The organism is Streptomyces sp. NPDC090127 (genome assembly GCF_044746945.1).
Taxonomy (GTDB): domain Bacteria; phylum Actinomycetota; class Actinomycetes; order Streptomycetales; family Streptomycetaceae; genus Streptomyces.
The window spans coordinates 891,105-912,806 of record NZ_JBIVDE010000003.1; the positions used below are offsets into that span (position 1 = coordinate 891,105).

19 protein-coding genes are annotated in these 21,702 nt (G+C 71.9%); 14 read left to right on the forward strand and 5 right to left on the reverse strand.

Annotated features, from left to right (window positions below):
* Positions 1-81: 81 nt before the first annotated feature.
* On the forward strand, positions 82-1,512 hold the full coding sequence (locus ACIPPS_RS14825) for a Gfo/Idh/MocA family protein (protein ID WP_401431012.1): 1,431 nt from the start codon (positions 82-84) through the stop codon (positions 1,510-1,512).
* Positions 1,513-1,649: 137 nt separating this feature from the next.
* On the opposite strand, the gene ACIPPS_RS14830 is transcribed toward ACIPPS_RS14825, so the two are convergent.
* On the reverse strand, positions 1,650-2,816 hold the full coding sequence (locus ACIPPS_RS14830; RefSeq protein WP_401431014.1) for a S1 family peptidase: 1,167 nt from the start codon (positions 2,814-2,816) through the stop codon (positions 1,650-1,652).
* A 304-nt stretch (positions 2,817-3,120) separates the two neighbouring features.
* Between ACIPPS_RS14830 and ACIPPS_RS14835 the strand changes: the two genes are divergently transcribed.
* Both ACIPPS_RS14835 and ACIPPS_RS14840 read left to right on the forward strand, forming a co-directional pair.
* The gene (locus tag ACIPPS_RS14835) at positions 3,121-4,938 is read left to right on the forward strand and encodes an ABC transporter transmembrane domain-containing protein (RefSeq protein WP_401431016.1); all 1,818 of its coding nucleotides are present in this window, start codon (positions 3,121-3,123) and stop codon (positions 4,936-4,938) included.
* Complete coding sequence (locus tag ACIPPS_RS14840; protein ID WP_401431018.1) at positions 4,935-6,716, forward strand: ABC transporter ATP-binding protein; 1,782 nt, start codon at positions 4,935-4,937, stop codon at positions 6,714-6,716. The genes ACIPPS_RS14835 and ACIPPS_RS14840 overlap by 4 nt, the downstream gene beginning before the upstream one ends.
* A 92-nt stretch (positions 6,717-6,808) precedes the next feature.
* On the opposite strand, the gene ACIPPS_RS14845 is transcribed toward ACIPPS_RS14840, so the two are convergent.
* The gene (locus ACIPPS_RS14845; protein ID WP_401431020.1) at positions 6,809-7,600 is read right to left on the reverse strand and encodes a metal-dependent hydrolase; all 792 of its coding nucleotides are present in this window, start codon (positions 7,598-7,600) and stop codon (positions 6,809-6,811) included.
* Positions 7,601-7,732: 132 nt separating this feature from the next.
* Between ACIPPS_RS14845 and ACIPPS_RS14850 the strand changes: the two genes are divergently transcribed.
* The 5 genes from ACIPPS_RS14850 to ACIPPS_RS14870 all read left to right on the forward strand — a co-directional run bounded on the left by ACIPPS_RS14850 (position 7,733) and on the right by ACIPPS_RS14870 (position 13,168).
* Positions 7,733-10,246 carry a DEAD/DEAH box helicase gene (locus tag ACIPPS_RS14850; RefSeq protein ID WP_401431022.1) on the forward strand — a complete coding sequence of 838 codons (2,514 nt, stop codon included), beginning with the start codon at positions 7,733-7,735 and terminating at the stop codon, positions 10,244-10,246.
* Positions 10,247-10,258: 12 nt separating this feature from the next.
* Complete coding sequence (locus ACIPPS_RS14855; RefSeq protein ID WP_401431024.1) at positions 10,259-11,122, forward strand: acyl-CoA thioesterase; 864 nt, start codon at positions 10,259-10,261, stop codon at positions 11,120-11,122.
* A 47-nt stretch (positions 11,123-11,169) separates the two neighbouring features.
* A complete protein-coding gene (locus ACIPPS_RS14860) occupies positions 11,170-11,655 on the forward strand; it encodes a glutathione peroxidase (RefSeq protein WP_401431026.1) in 486 nt (161 codons plus the stop codon).
* 195 nt (positions 11,656-11,850) lie between these two features.
* Positions 11,851-12,648, forward strand: coding sequence for a putative protein N(5)-glutamine methyltransferase (locus ACIPPS_RS14865; protein ID WP_401431028.1), 798 nt, complete (start codon positions 11,851-11,853; stop codon positions 12,646-12,648).
* A gap of 52 nt (positions 12,649-12,700) precedes the next feature.
* Positions 12,701-13,168 (forward strand): VOC family protein, encoded by a 468-nt coding sequence (locus ACIPPS_RS14870; protein WP_401431030.1) that lies wholly within the window; start codon positions 12,701-12,703, stop codon positions 13,166-13,168.
* A 67-nt stretch (positions 13,169-13,235) separates the two neighbouring features.
* Here ACIPPS_RS14870 and ACIPPS_RS14875 read toward each other — a convergent pair whose 3' ends face one another.
* Positions 13,236-14,465 (reverse strand): acyl-CoA dehydrogenase family protein, encoded by a 1,230-nt coding sequence (locus tag ACIPPS_RS14875; RefSeq protein ID WP_401431032.1) that lies wholly within the window; start codon positions 14,463-14,465, stop codon positions 13,236-13,238.
* 163 nt (positions 14,466-14,628) lie between these two features.
* On the opposite strand from ACIPPS_RS14875, the gene ACIPPS_RS14880 reads away from it, so the two are divergent.
* A complete protein-coding gene (locus tag ACIPPS_RS14880) occupies positions 14,629-15,276 on the forward strand; it encodes a TetR family transcriptional regulator (protein ID WP_401431034.1) in 648 nt (215 codons plus the stop codon).
* A 139-nt stretch (positions 15,277-15,415) separates the two neighbouring features.
* On the opposite strand, the gene def is transcribed toward ACIPPS_RS14880, so the two are convergent.
* Entirely contained in the window at positions 15,416-15,958 is a 543-nt protein-coding gene (gene def / locus ACIPPS_RS14885) for a peptide deformylase (RefSeq protein ID WP_401431036.1), read from the reverse strand.
* A gap of 126 nt (positions 15,959-16,084) precedes the next feature.
* On the opposite strand from def, the gene ACIPPS_RS14890 reads away from it, so the two are divergent.
* The 5 genes from ACIPPS_RS14890 to ACIPPS_RS14910 all read left to right on the forward strand — a co-directional run bounded on the left by ACIPPS_RS14890 (position 16,085) and on the right by ACIPPS_RS14910 (position 20,617).
* Complete coding sequence (locus ACIPPS_RS14890) at positions 16,085-17,332, forward strand: MurT ligase domain-containing protein (RefSeq protein WP_401431038.1); 1,248 nt, start codon at positions 16,085-16,087, stop codon at positions 17,330-17,332.
* A gap of 19 nt (positions 17,333-17,351) precedes the next feature.
* The gene (locus ACIPPS_RS14895) at positions 17,352-18,080 is read left to right on the forward strand and encodes a type 1 glutamine amidotransferase (protein WP_401431040.1); all 729 of its coding nucleotides are present in this window, start codon (positions 17,352-17,354) and stop codon (positions 18,078-18,080) included.
* A 159-nt stretch (positions 18,081-18,239) separates the two neighbouring features.
* Positions 18,240-19,265: a 6-phosphofructokinase gene (locus ACIPPS_RS14900; protein WP_401431043.1), complete on the forward strand. Its 1,026-nt coding sequence runs from the start codon at positions 18,240-18,242 to the stop codon at positions 19,263-19,265.
* A gap of 113 nt (positions 19,266-19,378) precedes the next feature.
* Positions 19,379-20,329, forward strand: coding sequence for a cytochrome c oxidase assembly protein (locus ACIPPS_RS14905; RefSeq protein WP_401431046.1), 951 nt, complete (start codon positions 19,379-19,381; stop codon positions 20,327-20,329).
* Between the two features lie 78 nt (positions 20,330-20,407).
* Positions 20,408-20,617, forward strand: coding sequence for a hypothetical protein (locus ACIPPS_RS14910; protein WP_401431460.1), 210 nt, complete (start codon positions 20,408-20,410; stop codon positions 20,615-20,617).
* Between the two features lie 27 nt (positions 20,618-20,644).
* On the opposite strand, the gene ACIPPS_RS14915 is transcribed toward ACIPPS_RS14910, so the two are convergent.
* Positions 20,645-21,640 carry a DUF3048 domain-containing protein gene (locus ACIPPS_RS14915; protein ID WP_401431048.1) on the reverse strand — a complete coding sequence of 332 codons (996 nt, stop codon included), beginning with the start codon at positions 21,638-21,640 and terminating at the stop codon, positions 20,645-20,647.
* Positions 21,641-21,702 lie beyond the last annotated feature (62 nt).

Consider the following 21,702-nt stretch of genomic DNA (forward strand, 5'->3'; position numbering starts at 1 on the left):
CCTTGCGCACCACCAGTCCCGACGGCCAGGGTCCTGAGCGGGATTCATGAGCCAGCCGTGCAAGCAGCTACTGGAGGTTCCATGAACGACAACGCACCGCAGCCGCCGAGCCGCCGCTCCGTCCTGCGGACCACGGCCGGGGTCGCGGGGGCGGGCATCGGCCTCGGCGCCCTCGGCACCGGAAGCGCCGAGGCCGCCACGCCCGAGACCACCGCGACCGCCGCTCAGCGAGTGGCGCACGCCGCTGCGGCGCCCCGGCGCCAAGGCGCCACCATGGTGAACGTCCCCTTCACGCGGCGCTCGACGGTCCGGGTGGGGATCATCGGCCTCGGCAACCGGGGCGGCAGCATGATCGACCTCTTCCTCGCCCTCCCCGGGGTCCGGGTGATCGCCCTGTGCGACCCGGTCCGCGCCCAGGCCGAGCGCGCCGCCGCCAAGGTCGTCGCCGCCGGGCAGCCCGCTCCCGCCGTGTACGCCAACGGGGAGGACGACTACGCGAACCTCTGCAAGCGCACGGACGTCGACTTCGTCTATGTGGTGACGCCCTGGGAGCTCCACTTCGAGATGGCGAAGACCGCCATGCTCAACGGCAAGCACGTCGGGGTCGAGTGTCCGGTCGCGATGACGCTCAAGGACCTGTGGGAGCTGGTCGACCTCTCGGAGCGGACCCGCCGCCACTGCATGCAGCTGGAGAACTGCTGCTACGGCCGTAACGAGATGCGGGTCCTGCGGATGGCGCACGCGGGCAAGTTCGGGGAGCTCCTGCACGGCGCCGGGGCGTACAACCACGACCTGCGCGACCTGATGTTCTCGCCGACCTACTACGAGGGCCCGTGGCGCCGGCTCTGGCACACCCGGCTGCGCGGCGACCTCTACCCGAACCACGGCTTCGGTCCGGTCGCCAACTACATGGACGTCAACCGGGGCGACCGGGTGGTCAGCATCAGCAGCTTCGGCACTCCGGCGCTGGGGCTCGCCGAGTACCGGGCGAAGCACATGCCGGCGGGTGACCCGAGCTGGAAGGAGTCGTACATCGGCAGCGACCGGACCATCAGCCTGGTCCGGACGGAGAAGGGCCGTCTGATCCGCCTGGAGCACGACGTCTCCACCCCGCACCCGTACAGCCGGATCAACAGTCTGGGCGGCACGCGGGGCGTGTTCGAGGACTACCCGGAGCGGATCTATCTGGAGCCGGACCACCAGGGTCATCAGTGGGGCGACTTCGGGGCGTACGCGAAGGACTTCGACCACTGGCTCTGGAAGGAGCACGCCAATCCGCCGGGCGGGCACGGCGGAATGGACTACATCATGCTCTACCGGCTGATGCAGTGCATGCAGCTCGGTCTGGTCCCCGACTTCGACGTGTACGACGCGGCGACCTGGACGGCCCCGGTGCCGCTGAGCCACGACTCGATCAAGGCCAACGGCGCGCCGCAGGCGATCCCGGACTTCACGCGTGGCGAGTGGAAGAAGGCCCGCTCCGGAGTGGACTCGGTGAAGCCGGCCACGTGACGGGCCTGACGGAGGTCTGACGGAGGTCTGACGGCGCCCGCCCGGGCCCGTCCCCACCGAGCGGCATCACGAAGGCCGCGCCCGCCGACGAACGCGGGCGCGGCCTCCTTGTGGGGGGACGCCAGGCAGGACGGGGGTCAGGCCGTGTGCAGGGTGAGCCCGTAGCGGCCGAGGATCTCGTTGACCGGCTGGAACCAGGTGTTGCCGCCGGTGGAGCAGTTGCCCCAGCCGCCGGAGGTGACGCCCTGGGCCTGGTCGCCGGTGATGAAGGAGCCGCCGGAGTCACCGCCCTCGGCGCAGACGTCGGTACGCGTCATCTGGTGCACCGGGCCCTGGCTGTAGTTGACGGTCTCGTTCTTGCCGAGCACGGTGCCGCAGTGCCACTTGGTCGTGGAGCCGGAGCGGCAGACGGACGAGCCGACCGGCGCCTCCCACGAGCCGCGCACCAGCCGGTCGGGGGTCTGTCCCCAGCCGATCACCACGGGCACGGTCCACCAGCCGTAGCCGGTGCGTACCCACGCCATGTCGTCGCCGGGGAACGAGGAGCCCTGGAAGGTGCCCATGTCGGTGCCGTCCCAGCCCCGGACGAAGGTGCCGGGCGCGCCGCAGTGTCCGGCGGTGACGAAGCCGCCGTGCACCGAGAAGCCGATGGAGCAGCGGTACTGGTGGGTGTAGTACGGGTCCCCGCCGACGGTCCCGGCGGCGAAGGTGGTCGGTGCCGCGTCCACGGCCTCGACCCGTACGGGGCCCGCGGCGCGGGCGCGGTCGAGGAAGGCGGTGACGTCGGCGGCGCGCATCCGGTCGGCGGCGACCTGGACGACGACCTCGTTGGCCCGGACGTCGACGTGCCAACTCCCGACGGCTGCGGGCGCCTCGAAGCGGTCGATGCGGCGCTTGACCGCGTCGAGCCGGGCGACGGAGTGGGTGACGACACGGGCGTCGGCGCCGGTCTTCCGGACGGCCTCGGCCTGCCGGTGGCTCGTCACGGCGACGGTGAGCCGGCCGCTGTCCGCGTCGAACCAGGTCCCGGCGAAGGCGGCGCCCGCCGCCCGTTCGGCCGAGGGCTGGAGGGCGAACGCGGCCTTCTCCTGGGCGAGTCGGGTGCGCGCCTGGCGCTCCGTCAGGCCCAGGTCACGCTGCATGGCGGTGACGAGGCCGGGCGATGCCTCGGGGCCGGGCGTCGCGGCGGCGGCGGTGGAGGGGGCGAGTGCGGCGCCGCCCCAGGTGGCGATCAGGAGGAGGGCGGAGAGGACGGTGCGTAAGCCGATCTTTCCGGTGGTGGCTGTGCCGGGGGTGCGTCTCACGGGCGTGACCCTTCTGCTGTTCCTGTGTGTGTGGGGGAGGGAACATCAGGTGCGTGTGGTGCCGAGAACGCTCCGAGCGCGTGGTGAGAGCGCTCTCAGGAAGGGAGAGTAAGGGTTCGGTCGGCCACTGCACAGGGGGGCGTACGAAATCCCGCCACGGGCTCGGGGGACGTCGGAGCGGTCTGGTGGACCTTGGCCTGTTCCGTACCCCGATGCGGAAATTCGATTGCCGCGGGCGGTCCCGCGGCGCGAACCTTGCACGGTTTGAGCCATTCCCCGCCCCATCGGAAGACCCCGGGACGCCATGCAGATTCGCGATCTACCGTACGCCGACCCAGGGATCCCCGATGTCCGCTCGGGCACCCGGTTCCTCCTCTGGCTCGGCCGCAATCAACGGGGCGGGCAGGTGAAGGCCCTGCTGTGGGGGCTGCTCCTGCAGCTCTCCATCGTCGGACTCTCCTTCGCCGTCGGCCTCGCCGTCCAGGCCGTCGTGGACCGCGACGGCGGCCGGCTGGCGCTCGTCGGCGGGCTCCTCGCCCTGCTCGGATCGGGCATCGCGGTCGGCGACATGATGCTGCACCGCGTCGCCGTCACCAACTGGATCACCGCCGCCGCCCGCGTCCAGCAGCTCCTCTCGCGCAAGACGGCCGAGCTCGGCTCGGTCCTCACCCGTCGGGTCGCCGCCGGCGAGGTCGTCGCCGTCTCCACCGGCGACGTCGAGAAGATCGGCTGGTTCGTGGAGGCGCTGTCCCGGTTCGCCGCCGCCGCGCTGACCGTCGTCCTGGTCTGCGTCGGCCTCGTCGTCTACCAACCGGCCCTCGGCGTGGTCGTGGCGGTCGGCGTCCCGGTCCTCACCCTGGCCGTCCTGCCGCTCCTCCCCCGCGCCACGCGCCGGGCCGACATCCAGCGCGAGAAGGCGGGCCGGGCCACCGAGCTGGCCTCCGACACCGTGGCCGGGCTGCGGGTGCTGCGCGGCATCGGCGGCGAGGAGCTGTTCCTCGGCCGCTACCGGGTCGCCTCCCAGGAGGTCCGGCGCGCGGCCGTGCGCAGCGCCCGGATGTGGGCCCTGATCGCGGCCGTCCAGGTCCTGCTCCCCGGTCTGCTCCTGGTGGGCGTCCTCGCCTACGGGGCGCGGCTCGCGCTGGACGGGCGGATCGCGGTGGGTGAACTGGTCACCGTCTACGGCGCGGTGGCGCTGATGCTCCATCCCCTGCGCCACTTCGAGGAGATCGCCATGGCGTACTCCTTCTCGCGGCCCTCCGCCAAGCGGGCGGCCCGGGTGCTCGCGCTCGCACGGACCACCACGACGACGGACGGCCACGGCGAGGCGACGGGCGACCTCTACGACCCGGTCACCGGACTGCTCGCCCCCGAGGGCCGCTTCACGGCCGTCGTCTGCGGCGACCCGGACGCGGCCGGCCGGCTCGCGGACCGGCTCGGCGGCCACCCCACGGAGCCGGGCGAGGGCCACACCTCGGTCCTGCTCGGCGGGGTGCCGCTCGACGAACTGGACCTGGACACCGCCCGGACCGCCGTCCTCGTCCAGGACAAGGACCCGGTCCTGCTCTCCGGCACGCTCCACGAGCTGCTCGACGTGCCCTCCTCGGGCGCGGTCCGGCCCGAGGAGGCGCTGGCGGCGGCCCACTGCGGTGACGTGCTCGACGCGCTCGCGCAGGCGTCGGTGGACACCGACGGTGACCCGATGAGGACCCGGATCACCGAGCGCGGCCGGTCCCTCTCCGGTGGCCAGCGCCAGCGCCTGGCGCTGGCCCGCTCCCTGGTGACGGACCCCGAGGTGCTGGTGCTCGACGAGCCGACCTCGGCGGTCGACTCGCACACCGAGGCGCGCGTCGCGGCCGGGGTGCGGGAGCTGCGCGAGGGGCGTACGACGGTGGTCCTGGCCTCCTCGCCGCTGCTGCTCGACCGGGCGGACCGGGTGGCCCTGGTCCACGACGACGAGGTGGTCGCCGTCGGTACGCACCGCGACCTGCTGCGTACCGAACCCCGCTACCGGGCCGTCGTCACCCGCGAGACGGACGACGAACAGGCCCTGGAGGAGGAGGCGTTGGACGACAGGATCGACGACAAGCTCGAAGCCGAGCTGGAAGGGGAGTCGGCATGATCGGCCTGGCGCCACCGGCGTACGACCCGGCGGCCCCCACGTCGGCGACGACCCTGCCCGTGGGCACGGCGGCCACCGTGCGCGACTACGTACGCGAGCTGCTGCGCCGGCACCGCAGGGCGTTCGCCCTCCTCGTCGGCGTCAACATGGTCGCGGTGATCGCCTCGATGGTCGGCCCGTACCTCCTCGGCACGCTCGTCGAGCGGCTCTCGCAGGGGGCGCGCGAACTCGATCTGACGCGTACGGTCGCCCTGTTCGTGGCCGCTCTCCTCGTCCAGACCTTCTTCGTCCGCCTGGTGCGGCTGCGCGGCGCGATGCTGGGCGAGGAGATGCTCGCCGACCTGCGGGAGGACTTCCTCGTCCGGTCGGTCGGGCTGCCGCCGGGCGTCCTGGAGCGGGCCGGGACCGGTGACCTGCTGTCCCGTATCACCACGGACATCGACCGGCTGGCCAACGCCATGCGGGAGGCCGTCCCGCAGCTGGCGATCGGCGTGGTCTGGGTCGCTCTGCTGATCGGCGGCCTCCTCGTCACCGCGCCCCCGCTCGCCCTCGCGATCGTGGTCGCGGCCCCGCTGCTCGTCGTCGGCTGCCGCTGGTACTTCAAGCGGGCGCCGTCGGCGTACCGCTCGGAGGCCGCCGGCTACGCGGCGGTCGCCTCGGTGCTCGCCGAGACGGTCGACGCGGGCCGCACGGTCGAGGCACACCGCCTGGGCGCCCGGCGCGTCGGTCTGTCGAACCGGCGGATCGGCGAGTGGACGGCGTGGGAGCGGTACACCCTCTTCCTGCGGTCGGTGCTCTTCCCGGTCATCAACCTCACCCACACGCTGGTCCTGTCCGGCGTGCTGCTGCTCGGCGGGGTGTTCGTGCTCCAGGGCTGGATCGACGTCGGTCAGCTGACCACGGGCGCGCTGCTGGCCCAGATGCTGGTCGAGCCGGTCGGAATCATCCTGCGCTGGTACGACGAGCTGCAGGTGGCCCAGGTGTCGCTGGCCCGGCTGGTGGGCGTCCGCGACATCGAGCCGGACGCGGGCGACGGGGAGGTACGCCCCGAGGGCCGGGACGTCCGGGCCGACGAGGTGCGCTTCGGCTACCGCGAGGGCGTCGACGTGCTGCACCGGGTGTCGATGGACGTCGCCCCGGGGACCCGGCTCGCGCTGGTCGGCCCGTCGGGCGCGGGCAAGTCGACGCTCGGCCGGCTGCTCGCGGGCATCTACGCCCCGCGTACCGGCTCGGTGACGCTCGGCGCGGCCGAGCTGGCGCGGATGCCGGCCGAGCGGATCCGCGAGCACGTGGCCCTGGTCAACCAGGAGCACCACGTCTTCGTCGGCTCGCTCCGCGACAACCTGCTGCTGGCGCGGACGGGCGCGGCGGACGCCGAGCTGTGGGCGGCGCTCGGCGCGGTCGACGCGGACGGCTGGGCGCGGGCCCTCGACGAGGGCCTGGAGACCGAGGTCGGCTCGGGTGGGCACGCGCTCACCCCGGCGCAGGCGCAGCAGATCGCCCTGGCCAGGCTGGTCCTCGCCGACCCGCACACGCTGGTCCTGGACGAGGCCACCTCGCTCCTGGACCCACGGGCGGCCCGCCACCTGGAGCGCTCGCTGGCCCGGGTCCTGGACGGCCGTACGGTCGTCGCGATCGCCCACCGGCTGCACACCGCGCACGACGCGGACGTGATCGCGGTGGTCGAGGAGGGCCGGATCAGCGAGCTGGGCAGTCACGACGAGCTGGTGGCGGCGGACGGCGCGTACGCGGCGCTGTGGCGCTCCTGGCACGGCTGACCGGGCCGACAGGGCTGGCCATCCGCCGGCCGGCGATGACACGACCGTGGGCCCGCCCCTCGCAAGGGGCGGGCCCACGGTCGTACGGTCTGCTAGAGGTATCCGAGCGCCGACGCGCCGCCCACCCCGCCGAGCAGCATGAACGCGGGCATCAGGACCTTCAGCTCCACCCAGCTGCCGGCGCGGAAGCGCATCACCTTCGGCGGGCCGATCGGGTACCAGCGCTTGCGCCCCACCGGGATCGGCCACAGGATCGGGCAGCCCGAGACGGTCAGGGCGTCGCCGATGTCGTGCACGAGGGCGCCGAGGACGATCGGCAGGCCCAGCCAGAGGTACTCCTGCCCGGGGGCGGTGAAGAGCCAGTCCGCGCCGTTGCCCGGCTGGTCGAGCACGCCCGCCAGGATCCAGGCGCTGGTGGCGCCGAGCAGCCAGACCAGGACGTCGCTGGACATCCGGGCGGCCCGCCACAGCAGGCCTTCCACGGCGAGCACGAGATGGACGAAGAGGATGCCGAGGACGGCCCAGCGGCCGCCGGTGATCGCCAGGACCGAGGCGCCGGCGCCGATGAGGACCGCCCAGAGCCAGGTGTGGGTGAGGGTGCGGTGACCGCCCGAGCGGCGGGGGTCGGCGGTGGAGCGGGTCGCCTTGTAGACGGCGTAGGAGAGCTTGTCGACGATCTCGCACAGGCCCTTGGAGATCGGCCCGAAGGCGCGCGAGATGGTCGCGGACTTGTGGTCGAGGTCGGGGGCGAGCGCGGCACCCGCGCAGATGAGCGCTCCGACGACGACAACCGGCCACGGCATGGGGTGGCCGGCGGCGGCCGCCGCCGCTCCGACGCCCAGCCAGGCCGCCGCTCCGGACAGCGAGTGCGCCGGTCCCATCATGCTTGTTCCCGCCCCATTCCTCCGGCGCCGGTGCGCAGTTGACGACCGGTCGACGGGTCAGCGTATCGTCCGTGATCTTCACGTCGCCGGCCGGTTCCCTCATCCGGGCGGAATCCAGGCAAGATGGGGGGCGTGACCCTTATCGATCAGCTGCCGCCGAACGCCGACCCCGACGCCCTCTTCGAGGCTTTCTCCTCCTGGGCGGAGGGCCGGGGCATCACGCTCTACCCGGCCCAGGAAGAGGCGCTGATCGAAGTGGTCTCCGGGGCGAACGTGATCTTGTCGACCCCGACCGGTTCGGGAAAGTCGCTGGTCGCGGCGGGGGCGCACTTCACGGCGCTGGCCCAGGACAAGGTGACCTTCTACACCGCGCCGATCAAGGCGCTGGTGTCGGAGAAGTTCTTCGACCTCTGCAAGCTCTTCGGCACCGAGAACGTGGGCATGCTGACCGGCGACGCGTCGGTGAACGCCGACGCGCCGGTGATCTGCTGCACGGCCGAGGTGCTGGCCTCCATCGCGCTGCGCGACGGCAAGTACGCCGACATCGGCCAGGTGGTGATGGACGAGTTCCACTTCTACGCGGAGCAGGACCGCGGCTGGGCCTGGCAGATCCCGATCCTGGAACTCCCCCAGGCGCAGTTCGTCCTCATGTCGGCGACGCTCGGCGACGTGGCGATGTTCGAGCAGGACCTGACCCGCCGCACGGGTCGGCCGACCTCGGTGGTCCGCTCGGCGACGCGACCGGTGCCGCTCTCGTACGAGTACCGGCTGACGCCCATCACGGACACCCTGACCGAGCTCCTGGAGACCAGGCAGGCGCCGGTCTACATCGTGCACTTCACGCAGGCCCAGGCCGTCGAGCGGGCGCAGTCGCTGATGAGCATCAACATGTGCACGCGGGAGGAGAAGGACAAGATCGCCGAGCTGATCGGCAACTTCCGCTTCACCACCAAGTTCGGCCAGAACCTCTCGCGTTACGTCCGCCACGGCATCGGCGTCCACCACGCGGGGATGCTGCCGAAGTACCGGCGCCTGGTGGAGAAGCTGGCGCAGGCCGGACTGCTGAAGGTGATCTGTGGGACGGACACCCTCGGTGTGGGCGTCAACGTGCCCATCCGTACGGTGCTGTTCACGGCCCTGACCAAGTACGACGGCAACCGGGTGCGGACGCTGCGCGCGCGGGAGTTCCACCAGATCGCGGGCCGGGCCGGCCGGGCCGGCTTCGACACGGCCGGACTCGTGGTGGCGCAGGCGCCCGAGCACGTCATCGAGAACGAGAAGGCGCTCGCCAAGGCCGGCGACGATCCGAAGAAGCGCCGCAAGGTGGTGCGCAAGAAGGCACCGGAGGGCTTCGTCGCCTGGAGCGACACGACCTTCGAGAGGCTGATCGCCGCCGATCCGGAGCCGCTGACCTCCCGCTTCAAGGTCACCAACATCATGCTGCTCTCGGTGATCGCGCGGCCGGGCAACGCCTTCGAAGCGATGCGCAAGCTCCTGGAGGACAACCACGAGCCGCGCAAGGCGCAGCTGCGGCACATCCGCCGGGCCATCGCGATCTACCGCTCGCTGCTCGACGGCGGTGTGGTGGAGCAGTTGGCCACCCCGGACGCCGAAGGGCGCACGATCCGTCTGACGGTCGACCTCCAGCAGGACTTCGCGCTGAACCAGCCGCTGTCGACGTTCGCGCTGGCCGCGTTCGACCTGCTCGACCCCGAATCCCCCTCGTACGCCCTGGACATGGTCTCGGTCGTCGAGTCGACGCTCGACGACCCCCGGCAGATCCTGGCCGCGATGCAGAACAAGGCGCGCGGCGAGGCGGTCGGCCGGATGAAGGCGGACGGCGTCGAGTACGAGGAGCGCATGGAGCGGCTCCAGGAGATCTCGTACCCGAAGCCGCTGGACGAGCTGCTCTGGCACGCCTACGACGTGTACCGGAAGTCCCACCCGTGGGTGGGCGACCACCCGGTCTCGCCGAAGTCCGTCATCCGTGACATGTACGAACGGGCGCTCACCTTCACGGAGTTCACGTCCTGGTACGAGCTGGCCAGGACCGAGGGCATCGTGCTGCGCTATCTGGCGAGCGCGTACAAGGCGCTGGACCACACGATCCCGGACGACCTGAAGACCGAGGACCTCGAGGACCTGATCGAGTGGCTCGGCGAGATGGTGCGCCAGGTGGACTCCTCGCTGCTCGACGAGTGGGAGCAGCTGGCGAACCCGGAGGTCCAGACGGCCGAGGAGGCGCAGGAGAAGGCCGACCAGGTCAAGCCGGTCACGGCCAACGCGCGCGCCTTCCGGGTGCTGGTGCGCAACGCGATGTTCCGTCGGGTGGAGCTGGCGGCGCTGGACAACGTGGACGCGCTGGGCGACCTGGACGGCGAGTCGGGCTGGGACGCGGACGCGTGGGGCGAGGCGATGGACGCGTACTGGGACGAGTACGACGACCTGGGCACGGGCCCGGACGCGCGCGGGCCGAAGCTGCTGAACATCGAGGAGGACGCGACCCACGGCCTGTGGCGCGTCCGGCAGACCTTCGCCGACCCGAACGGCGACCATGACTGGGGCATCAGTGCGGAGGTGGATCTCGCGGCCTCCGACGAGGAGGGCCGGGCGGTCGTCCGCGTGACGTCCGTCGGCCAGCTCTAAGGAGAAGAGAGAGTGACCAACCCCGCCGAGAGCCTCGTCGACCTGCTCGATCTGGAGCGGATCGAGGACAACATCTTCCGTGGTCAGAGCCCTCAGGAGTCGCTGCAACGGGTCTTCGGCGGGCAGGTCGCCGGCCAGGCCCTGGTGGCGGCCGGGCGCACCACGGAGGGCGACCGGCCGGTGCACTCGCTGCACTCCTACTTCCTGCGGCCCGGCAGGCCCGGCGTCCCCATCGTCTACCAGGTGGAGCGGGTGCGGGACGGGCGTTCGTTCACCACCCGCCGGGTCACGGCGATCCAGCAGGGCCGGACGATCTTCAATCTGACCGCCTCCTTCCACCTGCCGGAGGAGGCCGGGTTCGAGCACCAGTTGCCGCCCCGGCACATGACCGACCCGGAGACCCTGCCGAGGCTCGCCGACGAGATCCGCGACCACCTGGGCGCGCTGCCGGAGGCGCTGGAGCGGATGGCCCGGCGGCAGCCGTTCGACATCCGTTACGTGGACCGGCTGCGCTGGACGAAGGAAGAGGTCAAGGACGCGGACCCGCGCAGCGCCGTGTGGATGCGCGCGGTGGGCCCGCTCGGCGACGACCCGCTGGTGCACACCTGCGCGCTGACGTACGCCTCCGACATGACGCTGCTGGACGCGGTGCGGATTCCGGTCGAGCCGCTGTGGGGCCCGCGCGGCTTCGACATGGCGTCCCTGGACCACGCGATGTGGTTCCACCGTCCGTTCCGCGCGGACGAGTGGTTCCTCTACGACCAGGAGTCGCCGATCGCGACGGGCGGCCGGGGCCTGGCCCGCGGGCGCATCTACGACCGCGAGGGCCGACTGCTGGTGTCGGTGGTGCAGGAGGGACTGTTCCGGACGCTGTGACCCGGGGTCGTAGGCTGGCCGCATCCCAGTCTCGACGAGGAGCGACCATGAGCCTGTACGACATTCCGCTGCGCACCCTGTCCGGTGACCCGATCTCGCTGGCCGACTACCGCGGCCAGGCCGTCCTGGTCGTCAACGTGGCCTCCAAGTGCGGTCTGACGCCGCAGTACGAGGGGCTCGAGCGGCTGCAGAAGCAGTACGGGGACCGTGGCTTCACGGTGCTCGGCGTGCCGTGCAACCAGTTCATGGGCCAGGAGCCGGGCAGCGCGGAGGAGATCCAGACCTTCTGCTCGACGTCGTACGGCGTGACGTTCCCCCTTCTGGAGAAGACGGACGTGAACGGCGAGACCCGTCACCCGCTCTACGCGGAGCTGACCAAGGTCGCGGACGCGCAGGGCGAGTCCGGGGACGTGCAGTGGAACTTCGAGAAGTTCCTCGTCGGTCCCGACGGGCAGGTCACCCGCTTCCGCCCGCGCACCGAGCCGGAGGCCCCGGAGGTCGTCTCGGCCATCGAGGCACGCCTCTCCGCCTGAGCCGACGCCCGGGCCGGGCGGGCGGGCGGGCGGGGCCGGACGGTGTCGATCATGTAATGTGACGGCTTCAGCAAGGACGACCGAGGAGGTGGGACCCATCAACGCCATGCAGACAGGGTGCTCCCCCTCGACGACCGTATGGTCCGCCCGACCCAGGTGACCACGGGAGAGCCCCACGGCTTCCCGGAAGGTTCCATGTCGCTCGACCTCTCTGTCCCCCTTCGCTCCGCCACCGTCTCCCGGCTCCGCGCCGCCGGCTGCGTATTCGCCGAGGACGAGGCGGAGCTCCTCTTCTCCACCGCCCGGGACGCCCACGAACTCGACGCGATGGTCGAGCGGCGGGCCGTCGGCCTGCCCATCGAGCACGTCGTGGGCTGGGCGGCCTTCGCCGGACTGCGCGTCGCCGTCGACACGGGGGTCTTCGTGCCCCGCAGACGTACGGAGTTCCTCGTCGAGCAGGCCGTGGGTCTGGCCGGGCCCGGGGCGCTCTGCGTCGACCTGTGCTGCGGGTCCGGCGCGGCGGGAGCGGTGCTGCTCTCGGCCGTGGCGGGCGCGGAGGTGTACGCGTCGGACATCGACCCCGCCGCCGTGCGGTGCGCGCGGCGCAACATCGAGCCGCGCGGCGGCCGGGTCTTCGAGGGCGACCTCTTCGCCCCGCTCCCGGACGGGCTGCGCGGCCGGGTCGAGGTGCTGGTCGCCAACGTGCCGTACGTACCGACCGAGTCCATCGGGCTGCTGCCGCCCGAGGCGCGCGAACACGAGCCGCTGGTCGCGCTCGACGGCGGCTCGGACGGTCTCGACGTGCTGCGCCGGGTGGCCGCCGAGGCCGCCGACTGGCTGGCACCGGGCGGGCACCTGCTGGTCGAGACGTCCGAACAACAGGCCGCCCGCGCCGTCGAGGCGGTCGCGGGGCACGGCCTGGCGCCCCGGGTGATCACCTCGGAGGAGCTGTACGCGACGGTGGTCGTCGCGAGCCACCGGGCCGGCCCGTGAACCGTTCCGGCAGGTGAGGGTCGTTGTCAGTGGTGTCTGGGACGCTCGGTCCATGGAACCGATCGAGATGTCCCTGCAGATCACCATCGACTGTGCGGAGCCCCAGCGGCTCGTACGTTTCTGGGCGGAGGCTCTGCGCTATGTGCCGCAGCCCCCGCCGGAGGGCCACGAGAGCTGGCGCGCGTACTGGGCGTCGATCGGGGTGCCCGAGGAGGAGCTGGGCGAGGGGGCCGGCGACCTGCCCGAGTCCCTCGTGGACCCGAAGGGGGTCGGCCCCAGAGTCTGGTTCCAGCAGGTCCCCGAGGTGAAGACGGTCAAGAACCGGGTGCACCTGGACCTGAAGGTGGGCGGCGGGCGGGAGGTCCCGCTGGCGGTCCGGCGCGAGCGGGTGGACGGGGAGGTCGGGCGGCTGACGGCGCTCGGCGCGACGATCCTGTACGCGATGGACGAGCCCCACGGGATGGACTACTACGCGGTGGTGCTCCAGGACCCGGAGGGCAACGAGTTCTGCGTGGTGTGACGGGCCGGGGGCCTGGGGCCCGGGTCCCGGCCCCTGTCGCGGAGGGGCCGGGAGGCGGGTCCGTGACCTAGCGGATCGGCATGCCCGAGAGGGTGCGGGCGATCACCAGGCGCTGGATCTCGCTCGTGCCCTCGAAGATCGTGTAGATCGCCGCGTCACGGTGCATGCGCTCCACCGGGTACTCACGGGTGTAGCCGTTTCCGCCGAGGATCTGGATCGCCTGGCCGGTGACCTTCTTGGCGACCTCGCTCGCGTACAGCTTGGACATCGAGCCCTCGGCCGAGGTGAACGGCTTGCCGGCGGTCGCCATCCAGGAGGCGCGCCAGACGAGGAGCCGGGCCGCGTCGATCTGGGTGCGCATGTCGGCCAGCTGGAAGGCGACGCCCTGGTTGTCGATGATCGGGCGGCCGAACTGCTCGCGGGTCTTGGCGTAGTCGAGCGCGACCTCGTACGCCGCGCGGGCCGTGCCGACGGCCATGGCGCCGACCGCCGGGCGGGAGGCCTCGAAGGTGGCCATGGCCGCGTTCTTGACGCGCTCACCGCCGCCCGCCTTCGCCTTCTCGCGGGCCCGGGCGAGGCGCTCGTCCAACTTCTCCTTGCCGCCGAGGAGGCAGTGGCCGGGCACGCGGACGTCTTCGAGGACGACCTCGGCGGTGTGCGAGGCCCGGATCCCGTGCTTCTGGAACTTCTGCCCCTGGGAGAGGCCGGGGGTGTTCGGCGGCACGATGAAGGAGGCGTGGCCCTTGGAGCCGAGTTCCGGGTCCACCGCCGCGACGACGACATGGACGTTGGCGATGCCGCCGTTGGTCGCCCAGGTCTTGGTGCCGTTGAGGACCCACTCGTCCTTGGCCCCGTCGTAGACGGCCCGGGTGCGCATGGCGGCGACGTCGGAGCCGGCGTCGGGCTCGGAGGAGCAGAAGGCGGCGACCTTCACGTCGTCGGCGTCGCCGTACATCTGCGGGATCCAGGTGCCGATCTGCTCCTCGGTGCCGTTGGCGAGGACACCGACGGCGGCGAGGCCCGTGCCGACGATGGAGAGGGCGATGCCCGCGTCGCCCCAGAAGAGCTCCTCCATCGCCATCGGGATGCCGAGGCCGGTGGGGTCGAAGAACTGCTGGGCGTAGAAATCGAGAGAGTAGATGCCGATCTTGGCGGCTTCCTGGATGATCGGCCAGGGAGTCTCCTCACGCTCGTCCCACTCGGCGGCGGCGGGGCGCATCACGTCCTCGGCGAATCCGTGCAGCCAGTCACGGACCTGCTTCTGGTCGTCGTTGAGTTCGAGCGTGAACTCGGCCATGTTCCCTCCCAGCAGTGCGTTACTTGCGGTAACAGCAGTCTGTTACTCGCGGGTAGGCGCTGTCAACCTGCACCGGAGCCGCACAGGCGGCGCGGCACCGGGTGCCGCTCGGGTGTTACGTTGCGACAGCCTCAGGGAATTCGCACGGGCGGGGAGACACGCTATGGAGACCACACATCGGACCACCGACCAGCAGAAGCCGGCCGACCAGCGGCGCCGTGAACTGCTGGAGGCGGCGGACCGGGTGGTGCTCCGGGACGGCCCCAAGGCCTCGATGAACGCGATCGCGGCCGAGGCGGGGATCACCAAGCCGATCCTCTACCGCCACTTCGGCGACAAGGGCGGGCTGTACCGCGCGCTCGCGACCCGGCACACCGACGCGCTGCTCGCCGCGCTGCGGGCGGCGCTCGACGCACCGGCCGACCGGCGCCGACGGGTCGAGGCGACGCTCGACACCTACCTCGCCTCGATCGAGGCGATGCCCCAGGTCTACCGCTTCCTGATGCACCCGGCCGAGGAGACCCACCAGGCCGAGCAGGGCTTCGACGTGGGCCGCCACTCGGCGCCGGTGCTGCGGCGGATGGGCGAGGAACTCGGCCAGGTCATCGCCGAGCGCATCGACCTCGGCCCGGCCGGCGAGGCGCAGGCCCGGATCTGGGGCCACGGGATCGTGGGCATGATGCACGCGGCGGGCGACTGGTGGCTCGGCGAACGCCCGTGCTCGCGCACGGAGTTGGTCCGCGCCCTGGCGGACCTGCTGTGGGGCCGGCTGGCCGCGGCGGGCGACCGCGAAGGGGCGCCGGGGTTCTGAGGCGCACCGGGCGTTCAGCCCCGGAGCGGGTCCTGCACGCGCGCCCGGCACTCAGCCCCGGAGCGGGTCCTGCCGCGCGCCGGCGTTCAGCCCCGGAGCGGGTCCTGACGCGCGCCCGGCGTTCAGCCCCGGAGCTGGTTCACCCGCGCCCCCACGGCTCCTTGCGGATCGCCCGCACCAGGCGTGACTTGCGCCACCCCGTGACCCGGTCCGCGTACACCCCGCCCTCCAGGTGGTCCGTCTCGTGCTGGAGGCAGCGGGCGAAGAAGCCCGTCCCCTCGACGCGTGTCGGGGTGCCGTCCAGGAGGACGCCCTCGACGACCGCGCGGTCGAAGCGGGGTGTCGGCGCCTCCAGGCCCGGCAGCGACAGGCAGCCCTCCGCGCCCCGGATCACGTCCCCGTCCGCCTCCACCAGACGCGGGTTGACCAGGTGCCCGAGGTGGCGCACCTCCTCGTCGTCCGGGCAGTCGTACACGAAGACCCGCAGGCCCACGCCCACCTGGTTGGCCGCGAGGCCCACGCCGTTCGCGGCGTACATCGTGGCGAACATGTCCTCGACCAGCCGGGCCAGCTCGGGACCGAAGTCGACGACGGGTTCACAGGGGGTGTGCAGGACCGGTTCGCCGAGCAGGGTCATCGCTCGGACGTGGCCGGAACTGCCGGGGATCGGCCGGTTTCGCATGGGCGTAAGGGTACGGTCCGCTGTGACCTCGTCGTTTCGGCGCGGGGCCCAGCGGTGCCGCAGTTCGGGTCGCTGGCCGGATCTCGATAGGCTGAGCCCGGACCGACGCAAGGAGGAACAAGGAAGATGTCAGGACACCCCGGTAATCCAGAGCCGCTGTCGCCGCGCGCCAAGCTGGCCGTGACGGCGGGCAAGGCCGCCGCCGCGGTGTCGCGGGCAGCCGGACGCGGCAGCGGATCGGTGATCGGCGGCCGGGTGGCGCTCAAGCTCGACCCCGATCTGCTGGGGCGGCTCGCGCAGCATCTGGACGTCGTCCTGGTGTCGGCGACCAACGGCAAGACCACCACCACCCGGCTGATCGCCGAGGCGCTGCGGGCCAGCGGCCCGGTCGTCTCCAACGCGCTCGGTGCCAACATGCCCGCGGGCATCACCTCGGCCCTGGCCGGCGGCTCGGACGCCAAGTACGGCGTCATCGAGGTCGACGAGAAGTACCTCGCCGGAGTCGCCCGGGACACCACCCCCAAGGCGATCGCGCTGCTCAACCTCTCCCGCGACCAGCTGGACCGCGCCGCCGAGACCCGGATGCTCGCCGAGAAGTGGCGCGAGGGTCTCAGCGGTACGAAGGCCGTGGTCATCGCCAACGCCGACGACCCACTGATCGTGTGGGCCGCCTCCTCCTCCCCCAACGTGGTGTGGGTCGCCGCCGGCCAGGAGTGGAAGGACGACGCCTGGTCGTGCCCCTCCTGCGGCGGTGTGATGCAGCGTCCCGGCGACGACTGGTTCTGCGGCGAGTGCGGCTTCCGCCGCCCGGCGCCGAGTTGGGCGCTCAACGGCGACCACGTCCTGGACCCGCACGGTTCGGCCTGGCCGATCCACCTCCAGCTGCCCGGCCGCGCCAACAAGGCCAACGCCGCCACCTCGGCCGCCGTCGCCGCCGTCTTCGGCGTCCCGCCGCAGGTCGCCCTGGAGCGGATGTACCAGGTGCAGGCCGTGGCCGGCCGCTACGACGTGGTCTCCTTCCAGGGCCGGGAGCTGCGACTGCTGCTCGCGAAGAACCCGGCGGGGTGGCTCGAAACGTTTTCCCTGATCGACCAGCCACCGACCCCGGTGATCCTCTCCGTCAACGCGCGCGGCGCCGACGGCACGGACACCTCCTGGCTCTGGGACGTCGACTACGGGCGGCTCGCCGGTCACCCGATCATGGTCCTCGGCGACCGCAAGCTGGACCTGGCGGTCCGCCTGGAGGTCGCGGGCGTGGACTTCCGGGTCTGCGAGACGCTCGACGAGGCGGTCCAGCTGGCCCCGCCCGGCCAGATCGAGCTGATCGCCAACTACACCGCCTTCCAGGACGTCCGCCGCCGCGTCGGCAACTGACCCGTAGAGGACATGCAGCATGAGTGACAGCAGCCTGCGCCTGGTCTGGGTCTACCCGGACCTGCTCAGCACGTACGGCGACCAGGGCAACGCCCTCGTCGTCGAGCGCCGCGCCCGCCAGCGCGGCCTGGACGTCCAGCGCGTCGACGTCCGCAGCGACCAGCCGGTGCCGACCTCCGGCGACATCTATCTGATCGGTGGCGGCGAGGACCGGCCGCAGCGGCTGGCGGCCGAGCGGCTGCGCCGCGACGGCGGCCTGGAGCGCGCCGCGTCCAACGGGGCGATCATCTTCTCGGTCTGCGCCGGCTACCAGATCCTGGGCCACGAGTTCATCAACGACCTCGGCGAGCGCGAGCCCGGTCTCGGTCTGATCGACGTGATCTCCACCCGCGGCGAGGGCGAGCGCTGCGTCGGCGACGTCCTCGCGGACATCGACCCGCGTCTCAACCTGCCGCAGCTCACCGGGTTCGAGAACCACCAGGGCATCACCCACCTCGGCCCGACGGCCCGCCCGTTCGCGCGGACCGTCCTCGGCCGGGGCAACGGCACCGGCGACGGCACCGAGGGCGCGTACAACGACACGGTCTTCGGTACGTACATGCACGGCCCGGTCATGGCCCGCAACCCGCAGATCGCGGACCTGATGCTGAAGCTGGCCCTGGACGTCAACGCGCTGCCGCCGACCGACGACCGGTGGTACGAGGCGCTGCGCGCCGAGCGGATCGCCACCGCGACGCAGCCCGCCTGACGCCTCCAGGACGCGCGCCGGACACGTCTCGTACGAACCTACGGTGTCCACTGTGCGGACATCCGTTTCAGCCCCGCCATCCGGCACCGATAGGGTGGCGGGGATCCAACCGGACGACGTGGTCCGGGAGTCGGCCCACGTTGCAAAGGTATTTGGGCTATGCGCATTGGTGTGCTCACCTCCGGAGGCGACTGCCCCGGTCTGAACGCCGTCATCCGTTCCGTCGTGCACCGCGCCGTCGTCGACCACGGGGACGAGGTCATCGGCTTCCACGACGGCTGGAAGGGCCTCCTGGAATGCGACTACCGCAAGCTCGACCTTGACGCGGTCGCCGGCATCCTCGCCCGCGGCGGCACCATCCTCGGCTCCTCCCGGGTCCAGCCCGCGCACCTGGTCGACGGCGTCGAGCGCGCCCGCGGCCACGTCGCCGACCTGGGCCTCGACGCGATCATCCCGATCGGCGGCGAGGGCACGCTGAAGGCCGCCAACCTGCTCTCGCAGGCCGGGCTGCCGATCGTCGGCGTGCCGAAGACCATCGACAACGACATCGCCTCGACCGACGTCACCTTCGGCTTCGACACCGCCGTGGGCGTGGCGACCGAGGCCCTGGACCGGCTGAAGACCACCGCCGAGTCCCACCAGCGGGTCCTGATCGTCGAGGTCATGGGCCGCCACACCGGCTGGATCGCCCTGCACTCCGGCATGGCCGCCGGCGCGCACGCGATCGTCGTGCCCGAGCGCCCCTTCGACATCGACGAGCTGACCGCCCGGGTCGGCGCGCGCTTCGAGGCCGGCAAGCGGTTCGCGATCGTGGTCGTCGCCGAGGGCGCCAAGCCGCGCGAGGGATCGATGAACGTCGAGGTCGGCGCCAAGGACCAGTACGGCCACGAGCGCTTCACCGGCATCGCCAACCAGCTCTCGGTCGAGCTGGAGCGGCGGCTCGGCAAGGAGGCCCGGCCGGTCATACTCGGTCACGTCCAGCGCGGCGGCACGCCGACCGCGTACGACCGTGTCCTCGCGACCCGCTTCGGCTGGCACGCCGTGGAGGCGGCGCACCGGGGCGAGTTCGGGATGCTGACCGCGCTGCGCGGCACGGACATCGAGATGGTTCCGCTGGCCCAGGCCGTGGAGACCCTGAAGACGGTCCCCGCCGACCGCTACGCCGAGGCAGAGACGGTGCTCTGACCCTCGTTTCCCTGGTGTCGACACCACGAACCGCCCCCGGTCGCTTCCGCGAACGGGGGCGGTTCTAGTCTGGTGCGGACAACAAGCGCGAAACGGGCTCCAGGAGTAGACAGATGGATCACAGCGGGCACGGCATGACGATGGATCTGCCGCCGTTCACGCTGGGACGGGGGCTGGAGTTCTCGCCCGACCCGTTCTTCCTCGTCGGCTGCCTCGTGGGACTCGCGGTGTACGGCTGGGGCGTGGCCCGGCTGCGCGGGCGCGGTGACGCCTGGCCGGTGAGCCGGACGGTCTTCTTCACCCTGGGCGTGCTGAGCGTCGCGCTGATGATGTGCACCAAGTTGAACGACTACGGCATGGTCATGTTCAGCGTGCACATGGTGCAGCACATGGTGATCTCGATGCTCTCGCCGATCCTGCTGCTGCTCGGCGCGCCGGTGACCCTGGCGCTGCGCGCGCTGCCGGTCGCGCCGCGGGGCGACAAGGGGCCGCGCGAGCTCCTGCTGATGCTGCTGCACAGCCGGTACATGCGGATCGTCACGCACCCCGCGTTCACGATCCCGCTCTTCATCGCGAGCCTGTACGGCTTCTACTTCACGCCTCTCTTCGACACCCTGATGGGGTCGAAGATCGGCCACATCACGATGATGGTGCACTTCCTCGCCGTCGGACTCGTCTTCTTCTGGCCGATCATGGGCGTCGACCCGGGTCCGCACCGCCCGGGCTATGTGATGCGGATGCTGGAGCTCTTCGCGGGCATGCCGTTCCACGCCTTCTTCGGCATCGCCCTGATGATGGCGTCGGAGCCGATGATCAAGGCGTACGAGAACCCGCCGGCGTCGCTCGGGATCGACGCGCTCGCCGACCAGAACGCGGCGGGCGGCATCGCCTGGGCGTTCAGCGAGATCCCGTCGGTCCTGGTGCTGATCGCGCTGGTCTACCAGTGGTACCACTCGGAGCAGCGGCAGGCCGTCCGCAAGGACCGGGCCGCCGACCGGGACGGGGACAAGGAGCTGGAGGCGTACAACGCCTACCTCGCCTCCCTCCAGGCCCGCGGCCAGTAGTTTTCGCACGGGAGTAGCATTCGCCCGCCTCAGGGGTGACCATGAGCGTGACGGTCCCGTCAGGAGGAGGGCGGACAGATGTCCGGTCCCACGAAGGCGATGAGCGTGATCACCGTCGCGGCCCTGGTGCTGACGACGGCGTACACGGTGGCGCTCGGCAGCAGCGGCTGGCTCTGGTTCGGCTGGGTGGTGCTCGGCGTGGTCACCATCGGGATGGCGGCCGCCGACAGCTCCGTGCCGACGGGGACGCGCCGCCAAGGTCAGGGGAGGCCCGGTCCGCAGCCCTGAGCACACGTGCGGTGCGCACCCGCCCGGCTATCCGCGCGGCGCGAGGACGACCCAGATATGACCGGGGGCGAAGTTCAGGGGCTCACCGGACGGGGTGGTGAAGGCCGTGCCGTCCGCGGCCGTCGGACGGCTCCAGCGGGCTTCGTGGGCGCGGCCGTCGCGCAGCACGACGGCGCTGCCGCTGCCGACCGTCTCGGTGTACGGGGAGACACTGCCGAGCACGTCGTGGAAGCGCGAGGACCGTATGGTCACGTACTGCACGACGACCGTCGACGCCGTGACCGGGCCCTCGTCGGTGGTGCGGGCCGGTCTGCCGTCCATCGCGACCAGCCAGCCCTTCTCCGCCGGCGCCCAGGTGAAGGTGTAGCGGGAGGCCGGGAAGCGCACGGTCCGTTCGTTGACCGCTTCGCCGCCGGTGGGGGCCGGGCCGAAGCGGAAGCCGATGTCCTTGGCGTTCTCGGCGTCCGGCGCGGCGGCCAGGGCGCGCCCTGGCCGCACGTACAGGTTGTGGGGAGCGGCCCTGCTCCGGTCGCGGAGGTAGGCGCCCGGGGCGTCCTCGGGTGGCAGGGCGTCCAGCGGGGCGGCCTTCAGGAGGGGCTTCAGGGCGGTCTGGGAGCCGGAGTAGGCGAGTGCGGGCCGGCCGAACTGGCGGAGGAGTTCGATGTCGGACTCGCGCGCGCTGCGGACCGGTCCGATCCTCTCGGGCAGGTCGCCGGAGTAGACGGCGAGCAGCCGTGTCTGGCCGCCCTCGACCTGCTCGACGTAGACGAGATCGGCCGCGCCGAGGCCGGTGTGCGGGCGGGCCGGTGGCACGTTGTCGATCTTGACGGCGAGGACCGGGGCGGCGCGGGCCGGCAGTCCGGTGAAGGGCGAGCGGCCGTCGGAGGTGGAGGTCGGCGCCGGTTCGGGCGCGCCCGAGCCGGCACACCCGTACAACCCGGCGGTCGTCACCGCGCACAGAAGCACGGTGACGGCCGCGCCGGGGCGTTTCTGTCGCGGACTGCGTCGGCGTTCGGCGGCCATCGGGGACCCCACTCTCCGTCTCCAGTGTGGACCAGGGTCGCGCGACTCGTTAGAAATAACCA